The sequence below is a fragment of the Arthrobacter oryzae genome, assembly GCF_030718995.1.
Taxonomy (GTDB): domain Bacteria; phylum Actinomycetota; class Actinomycetes; order Actinomycetales; family Micrococcaceae; genus Arthrobacter; species Arthrobacter oryzae_C.
The window spans coordinates 559,530-580,214 of record NZ_CP132204.1 but is presented as its reverse complement, the minus strand read 5'-3'; the positions used below and the strand labels follow the sequence as shown (position 1 = coordinate 580,214).

Here is a 20,685-nt window from a genome sequence, read left to right as displayed (position 1 = left end):
CCAGATCCCTGCACAAGGCCTGAGTTGTTCCACGCCCTGGATTAGCAGCAGTGATGAGTCGCGTCCGGAGGGCTAAAAATAGTCTCACTGAATGCATCTACACCGTAGACTCTAGGCGTAGACTACAGGTTAAGCAAGAGTGAACAGCCGGATCAGCCAACGAACCCCGCCCCATGAAAAGGACTCGAACCATGCCAGCCCCGCAGGAAACAGATTCCAGAAGACGGCTGAACCGCGAGGTGGTCCTGGAGAAGGCGCTGGAACTGGTGGACGCCGAAGGCCTCGAGGCGCTGAGCATGCGCCGCCTGGGCCAGGCGCTGGACCGGGATCCGATGGGCCTTTACCGGTACGCGGCCAACCGCGCTGACCTGCTGGACGGGATCACCGAACTGGTCCTCAACGAACTGGCCATCTTCCCGAAAGACCCGGACTGGCAGGCGCAGCTGCGCAGGATCGCGCACGACCTCCGGCTCCTGGCCCTCCGGCACCCCAACGTTGTGCCGCTGCTGGTGACGCGTCCGCTGTCCACTCCGCTGGGCCTCCGGCCGCTGGGGACGCTGCGCCCGCTGGAGCAGATCCTGGGGTTGCTGATTGAGGCGGGCTTTGCGCCCAACGACGCCCTGCACGTGTACCGCGCCTACTACGGCTTCCTCTACGGCCACATCCTGAACGAGCTCCAGGAGTTCATTGTGGATCCGGAAGAAAACGTGGCGCTGCTCCGGCTGGGCCTGCACCGGCTGCCGGCCCGTGAGTTCCCGCACCTGCGCGAGCTCGCGCCCGTGCTGGCCGAGTACGACGGCGCAGCGGAACTGGACGAGGGAATCAGCATCCTGCTCTCCGGGCTGGCCGAGCGGCTCGGCGCAGGACCGGCGGGCGGTAGCGGGGGGCCGGCCGGGCGGTAGCGCCGCCGTCGTGCCTCTTTACGGTGCTGGCCCGCGTCGGGACTAGAGGTGCGCCAGGAACGAGACGCTCGTAACGCCGTACTTCTCCGAAGCGGAGCGGGCGCTGTCCGAGAGGAATTCGTAGATGTTGGTCCTGGCAGCTTCGATCGCGAACCCGCTGCCGCTCATCGTCTCCTGGTAGGTCGCTGTCTGCGCCGCGCCTCCGATGCACGCGGCCCAGAGGTCGGTATTGCACACGATCTTCGGGCTGAGCGGTTTCTCGGTGACGATATCGGCGATGGCCAGGCGGCCGCCGGGGCGCAGTACCCGTGCCGCCTCCCGGAAGACTGCGGCCTTGTCCGGCGACAGGTTGATGACGCCATTGGAGATAATGCAGTCAAAGCTGGCATCGGCGAACGGCAGATCGTCGATGCGGCCCTCAACGAAGGTGACGTGGGAAATGTCCGCGCCCGCCCTGAGGCCCTCGGCCTTGGCCAGCTGTTCCGGAGTCATGTCCACGCCCACCACGTTCCCGTCCCGGCCCACCGCGAGGGCGGCGGCGAAAACGTCCATGCCGGAGCCGGATCCGAGGTCAAGGACCCTTTCTCCCGCGGCCAGGTTGGCGAGGTCGAAGATGTATCCAACGCCGGCGAACGACTCCACGGCGCCCGCGGGGATCAGGTCGAGCAGGGGAGCCGGGTAGCCGAGCTGCTCTGCCAGGCCCCGGCCCATCCTGAAGTGGTACTTTCCGGCCGGGTGCTGTGCCACAAGCCGGTACAGCTCCCTGACCTTGGATTCGAGTTCATCGCGGTCAACGGCCGCAGCTGCTGTGTCCATGGCATCCATCCCGTTCCGCATTGTCCGGGGTGGACGCCCCGATGCGATATTCAAGTAGGTAATTGAATAAGACTCCTCGCCGGGGTATCTTGTCAAGTACTTGCTTGATTACTGGAATGGACGGTTTGGGATGGGCCGGAGGGCTGCCAAGACGGCATTATTCGATGCCTTCGCTTCTGTGGCAAAGGTGCTGGGGAGCGGCAGGCGCGCCGAAATTGTGGACGTGCTGGCGCAGGGTGAGCGCTCCGTTGACGAGATCGCGGCCGACATAGGCCAAAGCATGGCGAATACGTCCCAGCATCTCCAGCAGCTCCTCCGGTCCGGCGTGGTGCGCACCCGGCGTGAGGGCACGCGGATCTACTACCGGCTCAGCGGTCCGTCGGTTGCCAGGCTGTGGGCGGCAGTCAGGGACGTCGCTGCCGAGCATGTTGCCGAGCTCGATACGGTTGCCGCCGCCTACGTGGGGAACCGCTCTGCCTTTGAGACGCTCACCCGGGCGGAGCTGAGGGAGCGAATGCTTGCAGGCGATGTTGTGGTCCTCGACGTGCGCCCCGAGCCGGAATTCCAGGCGGGACATGTGGCCGGCGCTGTGTCGGTGCCCCTGAACAGCCTCGCCGCGCGGCTGAAGGACTTCCCCGGCGACCGGACCATCGTGGCGTACTGCCGCAGCGAGTACTGCGTGTTCGCCGACGACGCCGTGCGGGCGCTGCAGGAGGAAGGATTCCCCGCGGCGCGGTTAGAGGAGGGGTATCCGGAATGGGCGGCAGCAGGGCTGCCTGTCGAGGCCGGTCCGCTGCCGTCCGGGGGACGGTAGCGCCGCCGTCGTGCTCTGCCTTTAGGGCGCAAGCCTTACGGTTCGAAGTGCGTCCGGACGTCCCCGCCGGCCAGGTTGGCGAGCAGTTCCTCGGCCACCACGCGCAGCTTCTGGTTGCGGTTGCTGGACACCTTGGTGAGGATGGCCATGGCCTCGGCCTGGCTGCAGCGGTTCTGGCCCATGATCACACCGCACGCCAGGTCGATCGACGTACGGCTCTGCATGGCGGCGGCAAGATCCTCCGCCAGCGACTGCGCGCTGCCCAGCCTCACAGCAAGCCGCACCGCACCGGCGGCAAGGTCCGCAAATTCCACCGCCTCCTGGATGACTGCAGGGGTGAAAACACCTGATTCGAACGCGAAAAAGTTCAGTGCGGCGGCAGCATCCTCACCGAGTTCCAGCGGCACGCCCAGGGTGGCCCGGCACCCCTCATCCGCCAGGGCTTTCTGGTATTCCGGCCAGCGCGGATCCGTGTCCACGTTGGCCAGCAGCACCGGCTCCTTGACCTTTAGTGCCTCGATGCACGGACCGTCTCCGATGCGCTGTTCGATCTCATCCAGGAGGACGGCCCGGGGGCTGCTCCCGGCCACGGTGAAGGTGCGGCGCCGCCGCTTCAGGGTGACACCGCATTCGACCGTGCCGGATGTGCCCCGGGTCAGCGCTCCCGCCGCCATGACGGACAGGCGCTGTAGGAACTCGGCGACATTCTGCGTGCCGACAATGAGGTCCTGAAGTTCCAGGACGCGTTCGTGCTCGGGAGAGTTGGCCATCTCTCAATGGTATGCGCGCACGCCGCCCGGGCAACTGTGCCCTGCCTCTCTTCTGCCCTTTGCCCACGCCGAATATGGGGGACTTTTGGCCTATTGCGCCTAGAATTGCTGCTTGACCGAAGCCGTAAAGAGCCGTTGCACGCTTTGCCGAAAGTCCTGGGGGGACGAATATGCCTGAACCGGCCGATAAGAACGCACGCGCCACTGCACACAATGCAGGGCAGCCCCAGACGCGCCGCCGCCGCGACCTCCGTCGCCCGGCAGGTGCATCTCCGGATGCCCGGACAGGAACCATGCCCGCCGCTGCCACACCCAACAACAGCCGCACCGCCCCCGCCCGGCGGAGTTCCTGGGCCGAAGCGGCTGCGGTCGCCGACGCACAGGCGGAAACGGACGCGGGGGCTCCTGGCGCTTCTGCCGGTCCCGCGGCTGCCGCTCCTGCGGCACCGGCCGCGACGGCGGCTCCAGCCGCTCCTGCCGCTTCGGCCGGGGAGGCGACGGTGCCGTCACCGGTTCCGGCGTCGCCTCCTGCCCGGCCCGCGGCACAGCCGGCCACCTCCCGCAGGGGCACGGTGCCCGCGGAACCCAGCACACCGCCGTCGAACGCTACAACCCGCCAGGCCGCCAAACTGGCGGCAGCGGACGCGCCCGTCTCCGACTTCATCACCGGGCCCGGTTCCTTTGTCCGCCAACAGAAGCCGCGCCCCCGCGGCGGATTCCGCGGCGCCCTGTATGCCATGACCGGCGGAGCCATCAACCTGGGCCCCGGTCCGCGCCAGCGTGAAGAGGACGAACTGGGCCGGCGGATCTCGCGCCAGCTGCAGGGCAGCTACAACACCGCGGTGCTCAGCCTCAAGGGCGGCATCGGCAAGACCTCCACCACCGTGGGCGTGGGCCTGACCCTCGCCGAATACCGCGGCGACGCCCCGTGCGCCATCGACGCCAACCCGGACTCGGGCGACCTCGTGGAGCGCGCCCTGGGCGAAGGCATCTACCAGCAGTCCAGCCCGCGCACCATCACGGACCTGCTCAAGAACATCGAATCCGTCGACTCCCTCACCGCGCTGGCCCGCTACATGCACCACGCCGGCCGCCTGCATCTGATCGCGGGGGAGCAGGACCCGGAAGTGTCCGACTCGCTCACGGCCGAGGAATACCTTCGGATCCGCAAGCTCATTTCCGGCTACTACTCCGTGGCACTGACCGACTGCGGCACCGGCGTCACGCACAACGCCATGAGCGGCATCCTGCAGTCCGCGGACAACCTGGTGATCGCCGCCGGCTACGCGGTAAGCGGCGCCAAGCGTGCCCGCAGCACCCTCCAGTGGCTCGCCAGCCACGGCTACGAGGACCTGGCCCGCAACGCGATCGTGGTGATCACGGACAAGGACGAGGTCTCCTCCCGCGTGGACAAGGACGCCATCGAGGACCACCTTTCCGGCATCTGCCGGCAGCTGATCGCCGTCCCGCACGACCGCGGAGTGGCCGACGGCGACCTGGTTACCCTAGACGTGCTCAAGCCCGAAACCCGGCGCGCCTACAAGGAGATCGCGGCCGCGATTGTGGACGGGTACGTGTAGGCGCTCCCTCTTCCGCCCGGCTTCCCCAACTAGGTAGCAGCAGATGTCGTTATGGGCGCTCAAAACGACAACAACTGCTACCTAGTTGGGAGAGGCGGCCTACTTGGGGGAGGAAGGTTGCGTTGCCAGCCACTCCTGGAACGTCTGGCGTCCGACGGCGGCACCCGGCTTGGGGATCAGGTCGCCGTTGCGCATGGCTTTTCCCATGGAGCCCGGGACGAAGAGTTTCACGGCCCGCTTCCGCCGGCCGGTCTTCTGCAGGTAGGCGCGGACCAGGGCGGCCAGCTCTTCCGCCCGGGGGCCGCCGAGGTCCGGCACGCGCCCCCGCGGCCCGGCTTCTGCCGCGTCCACCAGCGCTTCCGCCACTTCCCGGGCCGCCACCGGCTGGGTGCGCATGTGCGGAACGAGCACCAGCGGGCCCAGGGCAGCGACGCTCACGGTCATCGGCACGAATTCGTGGAACTGGGTGGACCTCAGGAGGGTCCAGGGCACGTCGCCGTGGCGGACCGTATCCTCCTGCACCAGCTTCCCCGCGTACAGCCCGGACGTCGCGTTGTCGATGCCCACGATGGACAGGGCGATGTGGTGCCGCACGCCGGCCTTCTTCTCGGCGGCCAGCAGGTTCTGGGTGCTGTTCGTGAAAAAGTCCACGGCCTTCTTGGTGGACACCGTCCGGGGGCCGGAAACGTCGATCACCGTATCCACACCCCGGAGTGCCTCATCGAGGCCGCGGCCGCTGACCAGGTCCACGCCGTCTGCTCGGCTCAGGCTCACCACCTGATGGCCCCGGCTCCTGGCGATGCTGACCACATGGCGGCCGACGGTTCCGGTTCTGCCGGCAACGGCGATGTTCATGGCGTGCCTCCTTTGCTCATCTCCGGCGCGTCAGGATTTCCCCGCTGCTGGCCAGGTGCTCGGCGACGTCCCTGAGCTTGATGTTCGAATCGGAACTCGCCTTGGTCAGGACCAGGAAGGCCTGCTGTGAGGTGATCTTGAATCTTTCCATCAGGATCCCTTTGGCCTGGCCGATCAGGTCCCTGGTGTCCAGGGCCTGCGTGAGCTGGGCGATTTCCTGGGCGTCGGAGAACGCGATGGCGGCGTGGGCGGCCACCAGGAGCGCGATCTGTTCCGATTCCTCGTCGAAGACGTTCACATCCCCGGCAATAAGGTTCAGGGCACCCAGTTTGTCCCCCTCCACGAAAAGCTGGATGGAGAGCATGCTGCGGGCGCCCGCGTCGTAGGCCGCCTGCGCGAAATCCGGCCACCGCTCCTCTTTGCCCATGTCAGGAACGCGCACCACGCGGGCGTCATAGGCGGCGTCGAGGCAGGGACCCTGGCCTTTTTCACTCTGCAGCGCGTCCACCGTCCGGGGCAGTTCGCCGGACGCGGCCCGGGACTCGATGGTGCGGCGGCCGGTCACCAGGCTGATGGAGGCCTCGGCGGCATGCGGGATCAGTTCCAGGGCGGCATGGACAATGACGGCCAGGATCGCTTCGGTGTCCTGTTCGTGCTGCATTTCCCGGGCAAGGTCGCTGAGCCGGCCCGCCAGTCCTGCACTGACCGCCGCCGTGTGCCCGGCCTGTGGCTGGTTGGCAGCTTCCCGCGTGCCGGCAGCCTTGGAGCTCATGTGTGCACGGCGGCGCCCAGGTCCGCACCGGCAACCACCTGCCACCGGTCCCGCGCCGGATCGTGCTCCACAATTGCGGACGCCTCCAACTGTCCGGCCTCGTCCAGGGCAAGCAGCAGGGCGTCCTCAAGGTTCCGGGCATACTCGAGCCGTTCGCTCAGCGAGCCCGGAAGGTCGCCGTCGTCAATCAGTACATGGGCCCTGCCGTCCAGGATGACCTTGAGCGCGTAGCCCTGGTCCTCATGGAGGGACCCCCGGGTGGACGCGATCTCGGTGACCATGCTTGCGCGGACCAGGCTGTTGTTGGCCGTGCGAATCCACACTTCACCCATGGGACGAGCCTCCTTTTATTTCGGGCACGCGTGTAAGTACCCCACACAGCAAACGCTAGTCCCCGCAAGGCCTTTTGTGACCGGGCCATAGGATAAATCTGATGACTTCCCCAGATGACCCCCAGAACTTCAGCCTTCGCAGCATTGCAGTGGCGGCGTTCGGGCCCACGCTGCTCTTCAGTATCGGCCAGGGGGCGGTTCTTCCGGTGGTGGCGCTCTCCGCCCGGGACCTTGGTGCGTCCGTTGCCGTGGCCGCCCTGATCGTGACCCTGATCGGCCTGGGCTCCTGGTTCTTCAACCTGCCGGCATCCCTGGTGACCCTGAAGTTCGGCGAACGCTGGTCCATCGTAGGCGCCGCTGCTGCCGGGGCACTGGCGCTCGCGGCCGCCGGCCTGTCCGCCCTGATCCCCGACGGGCTGTGGCTGCTCGCCGTGGCGATGGCCGTCGTCGGAATGGCCGCCAGCGTGTTCGGCCTGGCCCGCCAGAAGTACCTGACGGAAGCCGTCCCCGTGCAATACAGGGCCCGCGCGCTCTCGACGCTGGGTGGAACCAACCGGATCGGCGTGTTCATCGGCCCGTTCGTGGGGGCGGCGGTGATGCAGTTCTTCGGCATCGGCGGCGCGTACTGGGTGGGCGTGGTGGCCATGGTGGCGGCCGCGCTGCTGTCCGTCACCATCCCGGACCTGCAGGCGGCCGATGACGGAAGCGGCGGCGACCCCGGCCCGCAGCCCACCCTCCGCACCGTGGCCGCCTCCCATGCCGGCGTGTTCCTGAGCCTGGGCCTGGGCATCCTGCTGCTGAGTGCCCTCCGGTCCTCCCGGCAGGTGGTCATCCCGCTGTGGGCCGACCATCTGGGCATGGATGCCACCCAGGCCTCGCTGGTCTACGGCCTCTCCGGAGCGATCGACATGCTGGTGTTCTACCCGGCCGGCAAACTCATGGACCGCAAGGGCCGCCAGTGGGTGGCCATTCCGTCGACCCTCATCATGGGCACCGCCCTGCTGCTCATCCCGCTCACCGGCAGTTTCACGGGACTGCTGCTCGCGGCCCTGCTGATCGGCTTCGGCAACGGCATCAGTTCCGGGCTGGTTATGACCCTCGGGGCCGACTTCTCCCCGGACCGCGGGCGCGGCCAGTTCCTGGGCCTCTGGCGGTTCATGGCCGACGCCGGCTCAACCGGCGGGCCGGTGCTGCTCTCCGGCGTCACGGCCGCCGTCTCACTGGGGGCGGGCGTGTGGGCCACGGGAGTGCTGGGGTTCGCCGCCGCCGTCGTTTTTGCCATCACCATTCCGCGGCTCAAGCACCGCCGGAACTACTAGCGGAGCAGGCGGATCCGGGACAGACTGCCCGTATGACAATTGTTGAGAGCCTCTCGCCGTTCACCGGAACCTGGCAGGGCCACAACCGGATGCGGTTCATGCCCACGGACGAGTACCAGGAATCCGTGTCGGCCGCGGTGGTGGCGGTGACCGCCAAGGACTTTGTGACGATCGAGTACACGTGGGCCCACGAGGGCCAGCCGCAGAACGGCCTCCTGCTCCTGGGAACCGCCCCGGGGGAGGGCGGGCCCGCAGCGGAGGGCGAGGCGGGAGCGGAGGGCGAGGCGCCGCCGTCGGACGCTTCTTCCGGAACAAGCGCCGGCACCGGAACCGGAACCGGAATCGGAACGGGCGTGACGGCGGTGTGGGTGGACTCCTTCCACGCGGCACCGCAGTGGCTCACCTTGACTGGGAGCGTCGACGACGACAACGTGGTCCGGCTGGCCTGCACGTATCCCGCCCCGGAAGGCCCCGACTGGGGGTGGCAGATCCACATCGAGCCCGGCGATGGCAACGGCGGACGCATCACCATGCACAACCTGGTTCCGGGGTACGACCCATACCAGGTGGTCGAAGCCACGTACCGCCGGCAGGCCTAGGAGCACGCGATGGAGTCGATCAGGGCACTCATCGCCGCCGCGGAACGCGAATCCACGCTCCCGGCCGGGGACGACGAAAGGTTCACCGGCTACGGCGTCATGGGCCAGCCGTTCAGCTCAGGCTACTTGCTGGCGCTGCGCCGCTTTCCCGTCACGTCCCTGGGGCCGGGCTATACCGCGGTGTGGATGCGGCGGCCGTCGGGTTCGTGGACCATGTACACCGATGTGTCCGCGGAGGTGTCCTGCCCGCGCTACTTCAGCAGCGCATTGGAGTCCGCGTCCGTCCACCGGATCGACATCGCCTGGCTCGATGACCACCGTTTCACGGTGGACATAGCGGACGACGTCGGCCTCCACTGGGAGGTCAGCCTCGCCGCCACACCGGTCACCAAAGCGATGTCCGCGCTCGCCTCCGCGCTGCCGGCGAAGCTGTGGGGGAGTGCGGCGTTCCTGCGGATCATGGGCGCCGTGGCCGGGCCGACGCTGCAGGCCGGAAGGATCGGGCTGACCGGCCGGGTCCCCAACGGGCAGGGCTTCCGGGCCAACCCGAAGCGGATGTGGTTCATCTCGGCCAGCACGGCCACGCTGCAGGGAGAGGACCTGGGCACCCTGGGATCACTCCCGGTGCAGACCCGGCTGGGCGACTTCTGGATTCCCCAGCGCGGGATCTTCATGATGGGCTCGTCCAGGTTCGACACGTTCGACCCCGCCACCCACCACGCACTCCCGGCCGCCCGCGACTGAACCCCCACCCCGCCCCTCACTGTTCCTCACTGCCCCGGACGCTCTCTTGGGACGCTCTCTCACTTCCCGCCGGGTTCTTTGGGACGCTCTCTCACTTCCCGCCGGGTTTTATCGGACGCTCTCTCACTTCCTGTGGACGCGCTGTAATCGTTTACGCCCAGTGGGTTAAACGATGTCTACGGGGTCGGCGATGGGACGCCTTCCTTGCTGCGCTCGAGAATGCCGGCCACCACGTACGCCGCGTCCCTTCCCACCCCGCCAATCAGCCCCGATGTGAGCGAGTACTGGAAGGGCATGCCCACGAAATACAGTCCGGGCAGTTCCGGAACCACGCCGCGCCGCGTTTCCGGCCAGCCCCAGTCCGTCAGGGGCACGCCCTCGATCCAGTCCAGCGACGGACGGTAGCCCGTCGCCCAGACGACGGTGCGTACGGTCCGGGACGTCCCGTCGTCGAACGCTGGCTGACCGCCTGCTGCAGCACTGAATCGAGGCAGCCGGACCACGCCGGCCCGCTCCAGGTCCTTGACCGAGATCCGGATCAGCGGTGCGCCGCGCCGGTGGAAGTTCGCGGACACCTTCCGTCCCAGCGGATTGTCCGTGGTCAGGACGGAATGAACGAACCGCCAGTAGGCCGCGTCGGCATGGTGCAGCACGGCGTCCGGGACATGCGGGGTGGGGCGGCCGGCAATGAACGTCCGGTGGGAGCCTGCGAGCTCCAGCGCGATCTCGGCGCCGGAGGTCCCGGCCCCCACGACGAGTACGTCGCCCTCCGGGACGTCCGACAGGCGCCGGTACTGCGAGCTGTGCAGTTGCAAAATTTCGGAATCGAGGCCGGCCGCTGCGGCCGGGATGCGGGGGAGTGCGTTGGCGCCGACGGCGGCAATGACGTTTCGCGCGTTCAGTCTTCCATCGCCGGTGCTCACCGAATAGCCCGCCTCGGTGCGGCGGACACCGGTTACGCGCGTGCCGGTCCGGACCGGAAGGCTGAACTCCTGCGCATAGGCCTCGAGATAGTCGGCGAACTCGTCCTTGGATGGAAAAGCGTCCGGGGCCGCCGGGAACACCAGGCCGGGGAGGGCGTCATGCCGGGCCGGAGTGAAGAGTCGGAGGGAATCCCACCTGGCCCGCCATCCGTCCCCGATGCGTGGTGCGTCCTCCAGGATGACGAACCGCAGCCCCGTGCGGGACAGGTGGTAGCCGGCGGCAAGACCGGCCTGGCCGGCGCCGAGCACCACTACATCAAACTGCTGCAAGTCCTGGTCCATCTCTGGCTCCTTTGACCGAACAACCGCTACGTTTCGATGTCAGTAGAATACCATTCCAGTGAGTGGAGGGATAGTCTAGTTCCATGCCTCCAGCCCCGAAAATCCCTGCCACCAGGACCACGCGGCGCACCGCCCAGGCGGCCGACACCCGGCTCCACATCGTGGCCACCGCCCGCCGGCTCTTTCTGGCCAACGGGTATGTGCGAACCACGATTGAAGGTATCGCGGCAGAGAGCGGGGTCGCGGTGCAGACCGTCTACAACTCAGTGGGCAACAAGGCGGCGCTCCTCTCCGCCGTGCTGGATTCCGCCGCCTCCGGCTCCAACGCGCCGGCGCAGGTGCTGGAGTTCATGCGGGAGCGGACCCGGCAGGCCCCGGATCTCCCGTCGCTGCTGGTGGTGCTGGCGGACTGGTTCGCAGAAGTGCACCAGCGGACAGGCGCGGTGCTCGGGGTGATCGCCCAGGCAGCGGCAGTGGACGCCGATGTGGCGAAGCTGGAAAAGGCCCGAGCGCTACAGCGGCTGACGCGTTACCACGAGGCTGCCGCGGCTGTTCGTGCGCGCGGCGGCCTGACCTCCGGCATGTCGGACGAAGACGCCGCCGCTGCCATCTGGTCCCTGGGCCATCCGCAGGCTTACCGCACACTGGTGAACGACGCCGGCTGGACCCCCGAGGCCTACCGGGAGTGGATGCTCAAGTCGCTCGCCGCCGCCTTGGCTTGACCTAGTAAGCGGACGACGACGGCGGCCCGGCATGGTGACGCTCTCTCACTTTCTGCGCGTTTTCCCCAAACCATCTCTCACTTCTCCTAAAGAAGTGAGAGATGGTTTGGTCTTTCGGCGCAGGAAGTGAGAGAGGGTTTGCCGTTTTGGTGCAGGGAGTGAGAGAGGGTTTGCCGTTTTGGTGCAGGGAGTGAGAGAGGGTTTGGTCTTTCGGCGCAGGAAGTGAGAGAGGGTTTGCCGTTTTGGTGCAGGGAGTGAGAGAGGGTTTGGGCCGGGTGGTCAGGCGTCGCGGTGGCGGGGCTTCGCCGTGGCGCCGTACTGGGACAGGGGCGCCAGCAGCGCGCTGCGGAGTTGCGGGGAGAGTTTGGTGGGGACGTCGACTTCGGCTGCGATGGCGTGCAGCACCCGGCTCAGGTAATTCCTGGCCCCTGCCGCGAGCGTGATGTCCAGGATTTCCCGGTCCGTGAAGCCGTGGTCCCGCAGGTCCAGGGTGTCCGCATCCGTCATGGCCACGGCGTCGGTGCTGACCTTTTCGGCGTACTCCATCATGGCTACCTCCGCCGGTGACAGTCCCGCGTTGTGGTAGTCCCGGGCGATGAGGACCAGTTCTTCCTCCTCAATGGCGCGGAGGGCCTTCACACCGTGGGCAAGCCGGCAGTGGGCGGATCCAAGCGCCTGGGCGGCCGCAAGGGTGACCAACTCGTAGCGGCGCAGATCCATGTTCTGGGTGATGGCGCTGATGAGCGATTGGAACGCCGCGTACGCCTCCGGGTTCACCGCCAGCTCCTTGGTGAACTTGGCGACATAACCGCGGGACCGGAGGTCGTCGTCGTAAATCTTCGCCTTCAGGCCGAACGCCTGGCTTTCGGGAGTGGTGGCGAATATGGACATGGGGGATCCTTCTTCCGGCTGGGACCACCCGCGCTGCACGGCGGCGGGAGCCCTGACAGCGCCGGTGCGGACAAAAGCGATATTCCTCCGCGGCCCGCGGCGAGTCAACACATTACCCGGCGTGTTCAGCCAACCCCCTCGAGTCGGATCGCCTCGGCGAACGCCGGCAGGCTGCGCTCCACCATTTCCTCGTTGGCGGTCAGCGAAATCCGGAAGAACCCCGGGGTTTCGAACAGGACGCCCGGCAGCACGTACACATTGCGGGTGGCCAGGGACTCGGTGAACGCTTCGTCGTCGGCCACGGGCGAGTGCACAAAGAGGTAGAACGAGCCCTCCGGCCGGTGCAACCTATAGCCCATCCCGGTCAGCTCGTCGTACAGCCGGTCCCGCTTCCGCTGCAGCTGCCCGACGTCGATGGTGAATGTCTCCAGCGCGGGCAAGGCGTACTGGAGCAGGGCGTTGGGGTAGATCCAGCCCATGGCAACTTGCAGCGCGCTGCCGATTTCCCGCAGGGCATCGCGGTCCGGCATGGTGGGCGGCAACGCCAGGTAGCCCACGCGCTGCCCGGGGGCCAGGTGCGTCTTGCCGTAGGAGTATGCCAGCAGCGTGTACGGATAGTATTCGGCAGGGCTGTGGAAGCGGGCGCCGTCATACACAATCCGGTTGTACGCCTCGTCGGACAGAAGGTAGATCCGGCGTCCGTTCCGCTCCGAGGCGAGTTCCAGCATCGCGGCCAGCTTCACCAGCAGGGTCTCGGGGTAGATCCGGCCGGTGGGGTTGTTGGGGCTGTTGACGATCACCACCCTGGTCCGCGGCGTGATGGCTGAGGCAATGGCCATCAGATCCAGGTCGAACGACTCGGGGTTGATGCGCACTTTGACCGGGACCAGCCCTGCTTCGGTGATGATCGGCTCGTACAGGAACCACGGCGGCAGGCTGTAAATCACCTCGTCGCCCGGATCGGCCACGGCCTTCATCGCCATGGCGATCGCCGTGAAACCGCCGGTGGTGAGCAGGATGTCCTCCGGCTCGAACGGCATCTCCAGCAGGCGCCGCAGTGACTGGGCGGCCGCAACCTGCGCTTCGGCGCCGTTCGTCTTGTACGCGAACCAGCTTTCATTCCGCGGTTCCAGCTGCTCCCGGAGCGCCGCGACATAGGCCTCCTGCGGCATTTGATGCGGGTTGCCGAGCGTGAAGTCGCAGATGCCGGGATCGTGCTGGCGGCGGGCATGCGCGCTTAGGAATCCCTGCACCCTCAACAACGACGGAATGGAAGCAACCGCCTTGGCCCGGGCCGGGAAATCCACCCGGCCGGAGAGCTTGGACTCGTAGATGCCGGCCATGAAAGCAACCCCTTTGTAGCAGCATGGAAGTCAGCTCGCTGCTGAGCCAGTGGAGGCTGTGGTGCGGTTTATTCTGGCCCTGGACCGCCGCAATGTAAATGGGAATCGGCTTGCCACAGCATGCGGAGCGGGCGGTCAACACTCGTTTTCGTGACTTTCGCTACCTGCTGCAACACCCGTAAGGTAGGGGGCGGACTCCTGCACTACTTGTGTGAGGTCCCATCGGTTGACCGGGAACTGGGCTCGATCAACTGCGCATATCGCCCGAACGCGGCTTTTGCTGCGCCATGCCGCCCCGATCCCAAGGGGCCGGCCAGACCCAGGAGTATCGTTTGCTTCAGATCAACCTTGTTGCCGCCCTGGCCGCACTGCCCCTCCTGCTGGGCCTCGGCACTGCGCCCGCCGCAGCACCCGCAGCCAAGCCGGCAGCGGAAGTACAGCCGGCGCTCCACGGAGCGCCAGCCCAGGCCGCGACAGTCCAGGAGGCGAAGATGCAGCCCGCTACGGTCCGCCCGCCCGCCACCAGCTCCTCGGTCAAGGTGGTGGACACCACCGCCGCGATTACCGATCCCGCCTGGTTCAAGAAAGCGTACGACGCCGGGATCCGGCTTTACGTGATGCACTCCACCGCATGGGGTACTTGTGATCCCTGGTACCGGACGCAGGACCAGCTCAAGATGGCGCTCGACGCCGGCCTGAAGATCGCCGTGTACACGCGGGACGCATCCTGCTGGCAGGGCGGCATCAACGCCGCAGGCCCCTACGCCGCACAGCTTCAGTTCTTCGCCCTGGACGTCGAGCCGGGCAGCCCGCCGGTGACCCGGGCCATGGTGGACGGCGTCCGCAGCATGGGTGTGCGGCCGGTCATCTACAGCGGCAGCGGCATGTGGCCGGACCTGATGGACAACAGCACGGCCTTCTCCGACGTTCCGCTCTGGGACACCAACACCAGCAACCTCAACTACTCAACCTGGTCCGCCGACTACCTCGCGCCCGCCCCGGTGCAGTACGGCGGCTGGAACACGTCCGGCACCATGCGGATCGGCATCCAGCAGAAGTTCGAGCACAGCCTCAACGGCGTCCCGGTGGACCTGAACTCCTTCAACGCCGCGTTCCTGAAGTAGGACCGGCGGCCGGTGCCCGGTCAGCGGCGGCCGGCCACCCGCCGTCGTGCGGCAAACGCGAACAGGGCGGTGGTTCCCACTGTTGCCAGGTACCCGGCCACCACAATCAGTGAGATGCCGCCCCAGAAGTAGCTCGTGGTGCTGCCGCCCTGGCCGGGCACGTACCGGGTGAGCAGGAACGCTGCGGCCGCCGCAAATACCAGGCAGATCAGTCCGGGCAGCCGCAGCCACCAGCGTGACGACGCCCAGTGCCCGCCGAAGCCGTCCCACACGTTCCAGTTGTTCCCGGTGCGGATGATCAGCCAGCCGGCCGGGATGACGAAGGCGCCCACCAGCAGGAACGCCGCGATCACGTCGGCCGGGCGGTGCCACTGGTTCACCACGGTGGAAATCCCGGACACGATCGCGAAGCTGCCGCCCGCGAAACCCGCGAACGGACGCCACCGCGGCGAGGCCATCAGGAACACGGCGGCCGCGGCGGACGCAGCCAGCGTGGTGTGGCCGGACGGCAGCGAATTCAGCTCCAGGGTTTCCACGCCCCGAAACGGCCGCTCCGGCAACAGCGCCTTGAGGACCTGCGCGGCGATGTTCGCGCCGATGCACGCGGCCACGGCAATGCCTGCGGCCCGCCAGCGCCTCCGGATCACCGTGACGAAGAGGACGACGACGGCGGCCACCACCAGCGAGATGGTGGGCAGCCAGTCCAGGAACCGGGTTGCGGCCTTGCCGGCCGGGCCGTGGATGGCCACGGCCTCCACCAGCGCCGATTCGTCAATGTACTGCCCGGTGGTGGTCCGCACGAAGAAGTAGTAGGTGGCGGCCAGGCCGGCCACGCAGGCCAGGGTTGCGAGGACGCACAACGCAGCCAGCGCCGCTGCGCCACGCACCTGCCCGGCGGGCCGCCGTCGTCGGGAATCTTTAAGGTGAGAACTCATCACCATCAGCGTCCCACAGAATGCTGGGAGCAGTCTGCGGAGCCGGCGGCAGAAGCCGGCGGCAGGACAGGTGGGAGGGCACCGTACCGGGGGACAGCACTGACGGGAATCCGGTATCAAAACAGGTAGCAAATACTCGCGCCCGGCGTCGGCCGTTTTTTCTAAGCTGTGCTTATCGGCCGCCCGCCGACCCAGCACTAAGCCGGCGACCGTAGCGGATGCCAATGCCGCTGGACGGTGACACGCAGGGCATTGGCATCCGCAAAATACCGTTGACACTCCGGCAGCGCCGGGGCTAGCTTGATCCTATTGCCGGCCTGAACACAGCGGCCGCAATATCACCGCATCACAACTGGTCTCGTCGCCCCTGCGGGCATTTGATGTTTGTACATCGGCAGGACAGGTCCGAATGCGTGCCCTCCTGCCACATTTCAGGAGTGCTGCCATGAACCGAACAATGAAGATTTTGTGCCTGCCTGCCACCGTGGCGGTGGCATTGCTCACCGGGGTTTCGGCCCCCGCGTTTGCCGGGAACGACGGCGGGGGAGGGGCCGCAGGGCCGTGGCCCCCCGAGGACACGGACGGAAAGTACGTCTCCGTGCCCGACGCGTACTACGAGCCGTACGAGTTCGAGGCCTGCGACACCACCATCAAAGTGGAATACGGCGACGAGCGGGAACTGAAGTACAAGGGCGAGAAGAAGGACAACGGAACCCTGGTGATCAAGTATCGGGGCGACGTCACGGTTGACCTGACCCGCGTCTCGGACGACGCCACCATCGACGAACTGGACATCTCCGGCCCGTTCACCATGCGGCTCGCGGAAGACGGGCTGAGCGCCCACCTCTCCGGCCGCGGTCCCGGCCTGGTGTTCGCCACGAGCGCCGCTGAGGAGAAGGCCTTCGAGGATGAGGGCCTGCCCAAGGCCTTCTACTTCACGGAGGGACGGCTGGCAGGCAACGTTGTCTACGCCGCCGCCGACCAGAAGGAAGTAGTGTCCGGCGAGATCACGCACAACAGCATCCGGCACGCGAAGGACATCTGCAAGATGCTCGACCGCGCCAAGGATGACGACCACGGGCACCGGTAGCCCGGCGGAAACCAGCCGGCCATCATGCGCTGTTTGCGGCGCGTGGTGGCCGCTTCCGTGAGTACGCTCCGGGGCCAAAAACGAGTAGCAGGTACTCACGCGGCGCCGGCGCACGGTCCCTAGGATTTTACTAACGGCCGGGTTGCGGACCGGCCGCCCCGCAGCTTTTCCTGCGGATCATCGCAGGAAAAGCGCGCCCGGGGCTCCTTGAGCTGGGCCGGCGGCGACGAGTCTCATAAACGTGAAGCTCGCCCCCAGTCGCCGTCGGCCCTACCAGGGAACTGCGCGAAACTCCCGTGTCAGATGTGGCCGGTAGAGTGAAAACATGCCCGCCGACGCACCACGCCCGTCCAGTCTTCTTCCGTCCGTGGAGCAGCTGCTGGCATCCGCACACGTGGTGAGCCTGCCCATGCGCGTGAAGTTCCGGGGCATCACCCGGCGCGAGGTCCTTTTGCTGGACGGCCCGCTCGGCTGGGGTGAATTCTGCCCTTTCCCCGAATACGACGACGCCGAAGCCTCCCGCTGGCTCGCCTCCGCCGTCGAGGCCGGCTGGCAGGGATTTCCGCCTCCCGTCCGTACGGTGATTCCGGTCAACGCCACCGTTCCCGCTGTCGCCGCGGACCGTGTCCCGGAGGTCCTGGCACGCTTCGGCCGGGTGGACGCCGTCAAGGTCAAGGTGGCTGAACGCGGCCAGACGCTCGACGACGACGCCGCCCGGGTTGCCGCCGTCCGCAGCGCCCTCCCGGACGCCGCCATCCGGGTGGACGCCAACGGAGGCTGGGACGTGCCCGCGGCCGTCGAGGCACTGAGTCGGCTGTCCGCCGTGGGGCTTGAATACGCCGAGCAGCCGGTGCCGGACATCGCCGGCCTGGCCGAGGTGCGCCGCCGGCTGCGGGAAGCCGGCACGCCGGTGCTGATCGCCGCGGACGAGAGCGTCCGCAAGGAATCCGATCCCCTGAAGGTTGCGCGGGCCGGTGCGGCGGACCTGATCGTGGTGAAGGTGGCGCCGCTCGGGGGAGTGCGGCGCGCCCTGGACATCGTGGCGCAGGCCGGGCTGCCCGCCGTCGTGAGCTCCGCGCTGGACACCTCGGTGGGCATCCGCGCCGGACTGGCCCTGGCGGCTTCCCTGCCGGAACTGCCGTATGCGTGCGGGCTGGGAACGGTGTCGCTGTTTGAATCCGACATCACGCTGGATCCGCTGGTGGCCGACGACGGCGCCATCCGGGTCCGCGATGCCGCCGCCGACGCCGGGCTGCTGGAACGCTACGCCGCCGCTCCGGACCGCCGCGACTGGTGGCTGGACCGCCTGCGCCGCGTCCACGCCGTGCTCGCTCCATCGACTGCTCCGTAACCCCGCGGGCCAGATGCTCTTTCGGTGACCCCGCGCGGACGCTCTCTCGCTTCCGGTCGCTTTCCCGCGGACGCTCTCTCGCTTCCGGTCGCTTTCCGGCGGACGCTCTCTCACTTGTCGTCGGTTTTCGGCGGACGCTCTCTCATTTGTCGCTGTTCACCGGATCTTCACCTGACAGACGGCTACCGGTTGGGATCGGCTGGCAGGGTGGGCGGGACCGCATCACATCCCTTGGAAGGCCCCCATGTCTGAAACGACCGGACGCAAGTTTGCCCTGCTCCCCATGCTTGGCCACACCAAAGGCAAGCGCAGCCCCGTCACCTGTGCGCTGAAGTGCGACAACGCCTGCTCGGGCGAGGTCTGCAACACGAGCTCCAACAGCTACTTCCGCGACATCGCCTCTGCCACGATGTCCCGCCGCGCCGCCCTCGGCTTCGGCGCCGCCGGCGCGCTCGCCGTCGTACTCGGCAGTGCCGTGACGTCTTCCGGAACTGCAGTGGCCGACGGCGGCACCGGCCTCGCCGCCGCAGCAAAGGACGGCTTCGGCAAGTCCAAGCTGCAGTTCACCGCGATCCCGTCCATCGCCGCGGACGTGGACAAAATGACCGTGCCCGCAGGGTTCACCTGGCAGCCGGTCATCCGCTGGGGCGACCCCATCTTCAACGGCGCCCCGGACTTCGACCTCAACAACCAGACGGCAGCCGCCCAGGAACAGCAGTTCGGTTACAACAACGACTACTCCGACATCCTGGAGATCCCCGGCAGCAAGGGCCGCCGCGCTGTCCTGTTCGCGAACCACGAGTACACCAACGACGCGATCATGTTCCCGGCCACCATGCCGGCAGCCGACGTGCGCGCCGTGGGCCAGGCCGCGCACGGCCTCTCCGTGGTGGAGCTGGAGCGGACGAACAAGAACAAGCCGTGGAGCTACGTCAAGGGCGCCGGCCTCAACCGCCGCTACCTGAACAGCACGGTCTACGAACTCACCGGTCCCGCCGCGGGCTCCTCGCTGGTCAAGACCAAGGACGACACCGCGGGCCGCTGGATCAAGGGCACCCTCGGGAACTGCGCCGGCGGCACCACCCCCTGGGGCACCATCCTCTCGGGCGAAGAGAACTTCAACGGCTACTTCGTCGCCCCGGGCACCTCCGCCGAGGACAAGCGCTACGGCCTGACCAACAAGCCGACGGCCCGCCAGTGGGAACTGGACGATCCCCGCTTCAACACCAACACCCCCGGCTACGAGAACGAGGCCAACCGCTTCGGCTGGATCGTGGAAGTTGACCCGTTCGACCCCACCTCCACCCCGAAGAAGCACTCCTCCCTGGGCCGCTTCAAGCACGAGGGCGCCAACGTGATCGTGGCCGAGTCCGGCCATGTGGTGGCCTACTCCGGCGACGACGAGCGCTTCGACTACCTCTACAAGTTCGTCTCCAAGGACAAGTACCGCGAGGGGGACCGCAAGCACAACATGACGCTTCTCTCCGCCGGCAACTTGTATGTCGCCAAGTTCACCGGCAACTCGCCGGCGGCTGAGATCACCGGCACCGGCACCGTACCGGCCGACGGTTCGTTCGACGGCACCGGCGAGTGGCTGGCGCTGGTGGAGAACGGCGTTTCGAAGGTGCCCGGCATGTCCGTGGAACAGGTCCTTGTGTACACCCGCCTGGCCGCCGACAAGGTGGGCCCCACCAAGATGGACCGCTGTGAGGACGTCCAGCCCAGCCTGCACACCGGCAAGGTCTACGTGGCCTGCACGAACAACTCGGACCGCGGCAAGGTGGGCAAGGAAGGCGCCACCGAGGTCAACCCGCGCAACGCCAACCGCGACGGCCACATCGTGGAAATCACCGAAACCGGGGACCAGACCTCCACCAAGTTCACCTGGAACCTGCTCATGGTCTGCGGCGATCCGGCCCAGGGCGACGTCACCTACTTCTCCGGCTTCCCGGTGGACCAGGTCTCCCCGATTTCCTGCCCGGACAACCTCGCGTTCGACTCCGTGGGCAACCTCTGGATCTCCACCGACGGCGCACCGTCCGGCATCGGCCGCGCCGACGGCCTGTTCAAGGTGACGCTCGATGGCGCCGAGCGCGGCAAGGTGGAGCAGTTCCTGGCCGTGCCGCGCGACGGCGAGACCTGCGGACCGATCATCCACGACGACGAGCGCACCGTGTTCGTCTCCGTGCAGCACCCGGGTGAGGACGGCACGTTCGACGCGCCCAACTCGTTCTTCCCGGACTACGTTCCGGCAGGTACGACGCCGGCACGCGGCCAGGCGCGCGCCCCGCGCCCGTCCGTGGTCCAGGTTTTCCGCACGGACGCCTAGTTCCAGCTAGTTCCGACGCTCTCTCACTTTTGGTGGGTTTTTTCGGGACGCTCTCTCACTTTTGGTGGGTTTTTTCGGAACGCTCTCTCACCTTTCCGGCCGCACGGCCGGGAGGTGAGAGAGCGTTTCTTT

General features: G+C 67.3%; 20 protein-coding genes. 11 read left to right on the top strand and 9 right to left on the bottom strand.

What is annotated here, in order from left to right; translation table 11 throughout:
- Positions 1–191 precede the first annotated feature (191 nt).
- Complete coding sequence (locus Q8Z05_RS02705) at positions 192–902, top strand: TetR/AcrR family transcriptional regulator C-terminal domain-containing protein (RefSeq protein ID WP_305941966.1); 711 nt, start codon at positions 192–194, stop codon at positions 900–902.
- Between the two features lie 42 nt (positions 903–944).
- Here Q8Z05_RS02705 and Q8Z05_RS02700 read toward each other — a convergent pair whose 3' ends face one another.
- Positions 945–1,718 carry a methyltransferase domain-containing protein gene (locus tag Q8Z05_RS02700; RefSeq protein WP_305941965.1) on the bottom strand — a complete coding sequence of 258 codons (774 nt, stop codon included), beginning with the start codon at positions 1,716–1,718 and terminating at the stop codon, positions 945–947.
- A 130-nt stretch (positions 1,719–1,848) separates the two neighbouring features.
- Between Q8Z05_RS02700 and Q8Z05_RS02695 the strand changes: the two genes are divergently transcribed.
- Positions 1,849–2,532 (top strand): ArsR/SmtB family transcription factor, encoded by a 684-nt coding sequence (locus Q8Z05_RS02695; protein WP_305941964.1) that lies wholly within the window; start codon positions 1,849–1,851, stop codon positions 2,530–2,532.
- A 35-nt stretch (positions 2,533–2,567) separates the two neighbouring features.
- Here Q8Z05_RS02695 and Q8Z05_RS02690 read toward each other — a convergent pair whose 3' ends face one another.
- Complete coding sequence (locus Q8Z05_RS02690; RefSeq protein WP_305941963.1) at positions 2,568–3,302, bottom strand: GAF and ANTAR domain-containing protein; 735 nt, start codon at positions 3,300–3,302, stop codon at positions 2,568–2,570.
- A 170-nt stretch (positions 3,303–3,472) separates the two neighbouring features.
- Here Q8Z05_RS02690 and Q8Z05_RS02685 point away from each other — a divergent pair, with 170 nt between their 5' ends.
- On the top strand, positions 3,473–4,882 hold the full coding sequence (locus Q8Z05_RS02685; RefSeq protein ID WP_305941962.1) for a MinD/ParA family ATP-binding protein: 1,410 nt from the start codon (positions 3,473–3,475) through the stop codon (positions 4,880–4,882).
- A gap of 99 nt (positions 4,883–4,981) precedes the next feature.
- Here the strand turns inward: Q8Z05_RS02685 and Q8Z05_RS02680 are convergent, their stop codons facing one another.
- The 3 genes from Q8Z05_RS02680 to Q8Z05_RS02670 are packed head-to-tail and all read right to left on the bottom strand — an operon-like array spanning position 4,982 to position 6,841.
- Positions 4,982–5,737 carry an SDR family oxidoreductase gene (locus tag Q8Z05_RS02680; protein WP_305941961.1) on the bottom strand — a complete coding sequence of 252 codons (756 nt, stop codon included), beginning with the start codon at positions 5,735–5,737 and terminating at the stop codon, positions 4,982–4,984.
- 16 nt (positions 5,738–5,753) lie between these two features.
- Positions 5,754–6,509 (bottom strand): GAF and ANTAR domain-containing protein, encoded by a 756-nt coding sequence (locus Q8Z05_RS02675; RefSeq protein ID WP_305941960.1) that lies wholly within the window; start codon positions 6,507–6,509, stop codon positions 5,754–5,756.
- The gene (locus tag Q8Z05_RS02670) at positions 6,506–6,841 is read right to left on the bottom strand and encodes a hypothetical protein (protein WP_305941959.1); all 336 of its coding nucleotides are present in this window, start codon (positions 6,839–6,841) and stop codon (positions 6,506–6,508) included. Before Q8Z05_RS02670 ends, Q8Z05_RS02675 begins: the two co-directional genes overlap by 4 nt.
- A 101-nt stretch (positions 6,842–6,942) precedes the next feature.
- Here Q8Z05_RS02670 and Q8Z05_RS02665 point away from each other — a divergent pair, with 101 nt between their 5' ends.
- From Q8Z05_RS02665 to Q8Z05_RS02655, 3 genes are read left to right on the top strand one after another with little or no spacing between them, the layout of a single operon-like run.
- The gene (locus tag Q8Z05_RS02665) at positions 6,943–8,160 is read left to right on the top strand and encodes an MFS transporter (protein ID WP_305941958.1); all 1,218 of its coding nucleotides are present in this window, start codon (positions 6,943–6,945) and stop codon (positions 8,158–8,160) included.
- 32 nt (positions 8,161–8,192) lie between these two features.
- Positions 8,193–8,759, top strand: coding sequence for a DUF1579 family protein (locus Q8Z05_RS02660; protein WP_305941957.1), 567 nt, complete (start codon positions 8,193–8,195; stop codon positions 8,757–8,759).
- A 9-nt stretch (positions 8,760–8,768) separates the two neighbouring features.
- Entirely contained in the window at positions 8,769–9,503 is a 735-nt protein-coding gene (locus Q8Z05_RS02655) for a hypothetical protein (RefSeq protein WP_305941956.1), read from the top strand.
- A gap of 176 nt (positions 9,504–9,679) precedes the next feature.
- On the opposite strand, the gene Q8Z05_RS02650 is transcribed toward Q8Z05_RS02655, so the two are convergent.
- Positions 9,680–10,768: a flavin-containing monooxygenase gene (locus Q8Z05_RS02650; protein WP_305941955.1), complete on the bottom strand. Its 1,089-nt coding sequence runs from the start codon at positions 10,766–10,768 to the stop codon at positions 9,680–9,682.
- Positions 10,769–10,851: 83 nt separating this feature from the next.
- On the opposite strand from Q8Z05_RS02650, the gene Q8Z05_RS02645 reads away from it, so the two are divergent.
- The gene (locus Q8Z05_RS02645) at positions 10,852–11,490 is read left to right on the top strand and encodes a TetR/AcrR family transcriptional regulator (RefSeq protein WP_305941954.1); all 639 of its coding nucleotides are present in this window, start codon (positions 10,852–10,854) and stop codon (positions 11,488–11,490) included.
- A gap of 279 nt (positions 11,491–11,769) precedes the next feature.
- Here the strand turns inward: Q8Z05_RS02645 and Q8Z05_RS02640 are convergent, their stop codons facing one another.
- Complete coding sequence (locus Q8Z05_RS02640) at positions 11,770–12,381, bottom strand: carboxymuconolactone decarboxylase family protein (protein WP_305941953.1); 612 nt, start codon at positions 12,379–12,381, stop codon at positions 11,770–11,772.
- A 125-nt stretch (positions 12,382–12,506) separates the two neighbouring features.
- Entirely contained in the window at positions 12,507–13,724 is a 1,218-nt protein-coding gene (locus tag Q8Z05_RS02635) for an aminotransferase class I/II-fold pyridoxal phosphate-dependent enzyme (protein WP_305941952.1), read from the bottom strand.
- 332 nt (positions 13,725–14,056) lie between these two features.
- On the opposite strand from Q8Z05_RS02635, the gene Q8Z05_RS02630 reads away from it, so the two are divergent.
- Entirely contained in the window at positions 14,057–14,848 is a 792-nt protein-coding gene (locus Q8Z05_RS02630) for a hypothetical protein (protein WP_305941951.1), read from the top strand.
- A gap of 20 nt (positions 14,849–14,868) precedes the next feature.
- Here Q8Z05_RS02630 and Q8Z05_RS02625 read toward each other — a convergent pair whose 3' ends face one another.
- Positions 14,869–15,789 carry a phosphatase PAP2 family protein gene (locus Q8Z05_RS02625; protein WP_305941950.1) on the bottom strand — a complete coding sequence of 307 codons (921 nt, stop codon included), beginning with the start codon at positions 15,787–15,789 and terminating at the stop codon, positions 14,869–14,871.
- A 439-nt stretch (positions 15,790–16,228) separates the two neighbouring features.
- Here Q8Z05_RS02625 and Q8Z05_RS02620 point away from each other — a divergent pair, with 439 nt between their 5' ends.
- The 3 genes from Q8Z05_RS02620 to Q8Z05_RS02610 all read left to right on the top strand — a co-directional run bounded on the left by Q8Z05_RS02620 (position 16,229) and on the right by Q8Z05_RS02610 (position 20,553).
- Entirely contained in the window at positions 16,229–16,873 is a 645-nt protein-coding gene (locus tag Q8Z05_RS02620; RefSeq protein WP_305941949.1) for a hypothetical protein, read from the top strand.
- 325 nt (positions 16,874–17,198) lie between these two features.
- A complete protein-coding gene (locus Q8Z05_RS02615) occupies positions 17,199–18,224 on the top strand; it encodes an o-succinylbenzoate synthase (protein ID WP_305941948.1) in 1,026 nt (341 codons plus the stop codon).
- A gap of 244 nt (positions 18,225–18,468) precedes the next feature.
- Entirely contained in the window at positions 18,469–20,553 is a 2,085-nt protein-coding gene (locus Q8Z05_RS02610; protein WP_305941947.1) for a PhoX family protein, read from the top strand.
- Positions 20,554–20,685 lie beyond the last annotated feature (132 nt).

Bases quoted from the DNA above. Each gene is read 5' to 3' on its own strand.
- Q8Z05_RS02635 (WP_305941952.1), bottom strand. From the start codon at position 13,724: ATGGCCGGCATCTACGAGTCCAAGCTCTCCGGCCGGGTGGATTTCCCG.
- Q8Z05_RS02615 (WP_305941948.1), top strand. From the start codon at position 17,199: ATGCCCGCCGACGCACCACGCCCGTCCAGTCTTCTTCCGTCCGTGGAG.
- Q8Z05_RS02640 (WP_305941953.1), bottom strand. From the start codon at position 12,381: ATGTCCATATTCGCCACCACTCCCGAAAGCCAGGCGTTCGGCCTGAAG.
- Q8Z05_RS02690 (WP_305941963.1), bottom strand. From the start codon at position 3,302: ATGGCCAACTCTCCCGAGCACGAACGCGTCCTGGAACTTCAGGACCTC.
- Q8Z05_RS02665 (WP_305941958.1), top strand. From the start codon at position 6,943: ATGACTTCCCCAGATGACCCCCAGAACTTCAGCCTTCGCAGCATTGCA.
- Q8Z05_RS02675 (WP_305941960.1), bottom strand. From the start codon at position 6,509: ATGAGCTCCAAGGCTGCCGGCACGCGGGAAGCTGCCAACCAGCCACAG.
- Q8Z05_RS02700 (WP_305941965.1), bottom strand. From the start codon at position 1,718: ATGGACACAGCAGCTGCGGCCGTTGACCGCGATGAACTCGAATCCAAG.
- Q8Z05_RS02610 (WP_305941947.1), top strand. From the start codon at position 18,469: ATGTCTGAAACGACCGGACGCAAGTTTGCCCTGCTCCCCATGCTTGGC.
- Q8Z05_RS02655 (WP_305941956.1), top strand. From the start codon at position 8,769: ATGGAGTCGATCAGGGCACTCATCGCCGCCGCGGAACGCGAATCCACG.
- Q8Z05_RS02670 (WP_305941959.1), bottom strand. From the start codon at position 6,841: ATGGGTGAAGTGTGGATTCGCACGGCCAACAACAGCCTGGTCCGCGCA.
- Q8Z05_RS02680 (WP_305941961.1), bottom strand. From the start codon at position 5,737: ATGAACATCGCCGTTGCCGGCAGAACCGGAACCGTCGGCCGCCATGTG.
- Q8Z05_RS02685 (WP_305941962.1), top strand. From the start codon at position 3,473: ATGCCTGAACCGGCCGATAAGAACGCACGCGCCACTGCACACAATGCA.
- Q8Z05_RS02620 (WP_305941949.1), top strand. From the start codon at position 16,229: ATGAACCGAACAATGAAGATTTTGTGCCTGCCTGCCACCGTGGCGGTG.
- Q8Z05_RS02645 (WP_305941954.1), top strand. From the start codon at position 10,852: ATGCCTCCAGCCCCGAAAATCCCTGCCACCAGGACCACGCGGCGCACC.
- Q8Z05_RS02650 (WP_305941955.1), bottom strand. From the start codon at position 10,768: ATGGACCAGGACTTGCAGCAGTTTGATGTAGTGGTGCTCGGCGCCGGC.
- Q8Z05_RS02695 (WP_305941964.1), top strand. From the start codon at position 1,849: ATGGGCCGGAGGGCTGCCAAGACGGCATTATTCGATGCCTTCGCTTCT.
- Q8Z05_RS02660 (WP_305941957.1), top strand. From the start codon at position 8,193: ATGACAATTGTTGAGAGCCTCTCGCCGTTCACCGGAACCTGGCAGGGC.
- Q8Z05_RS02625 (WP_305941950.1), bottom strand. From the start codon at position 15,789: ATGGTGATGAGTTCTCACCTTAAAGATTCCCGACGACGGCGGCCCGCC.
- Q8Z05_RS02705 (WP_305941966.1), top strand. From the start codon at position 192: ATGCCAGCCCCGCAGGAAACAGATTCCAGAAGACGGCTGAACCGCGAG.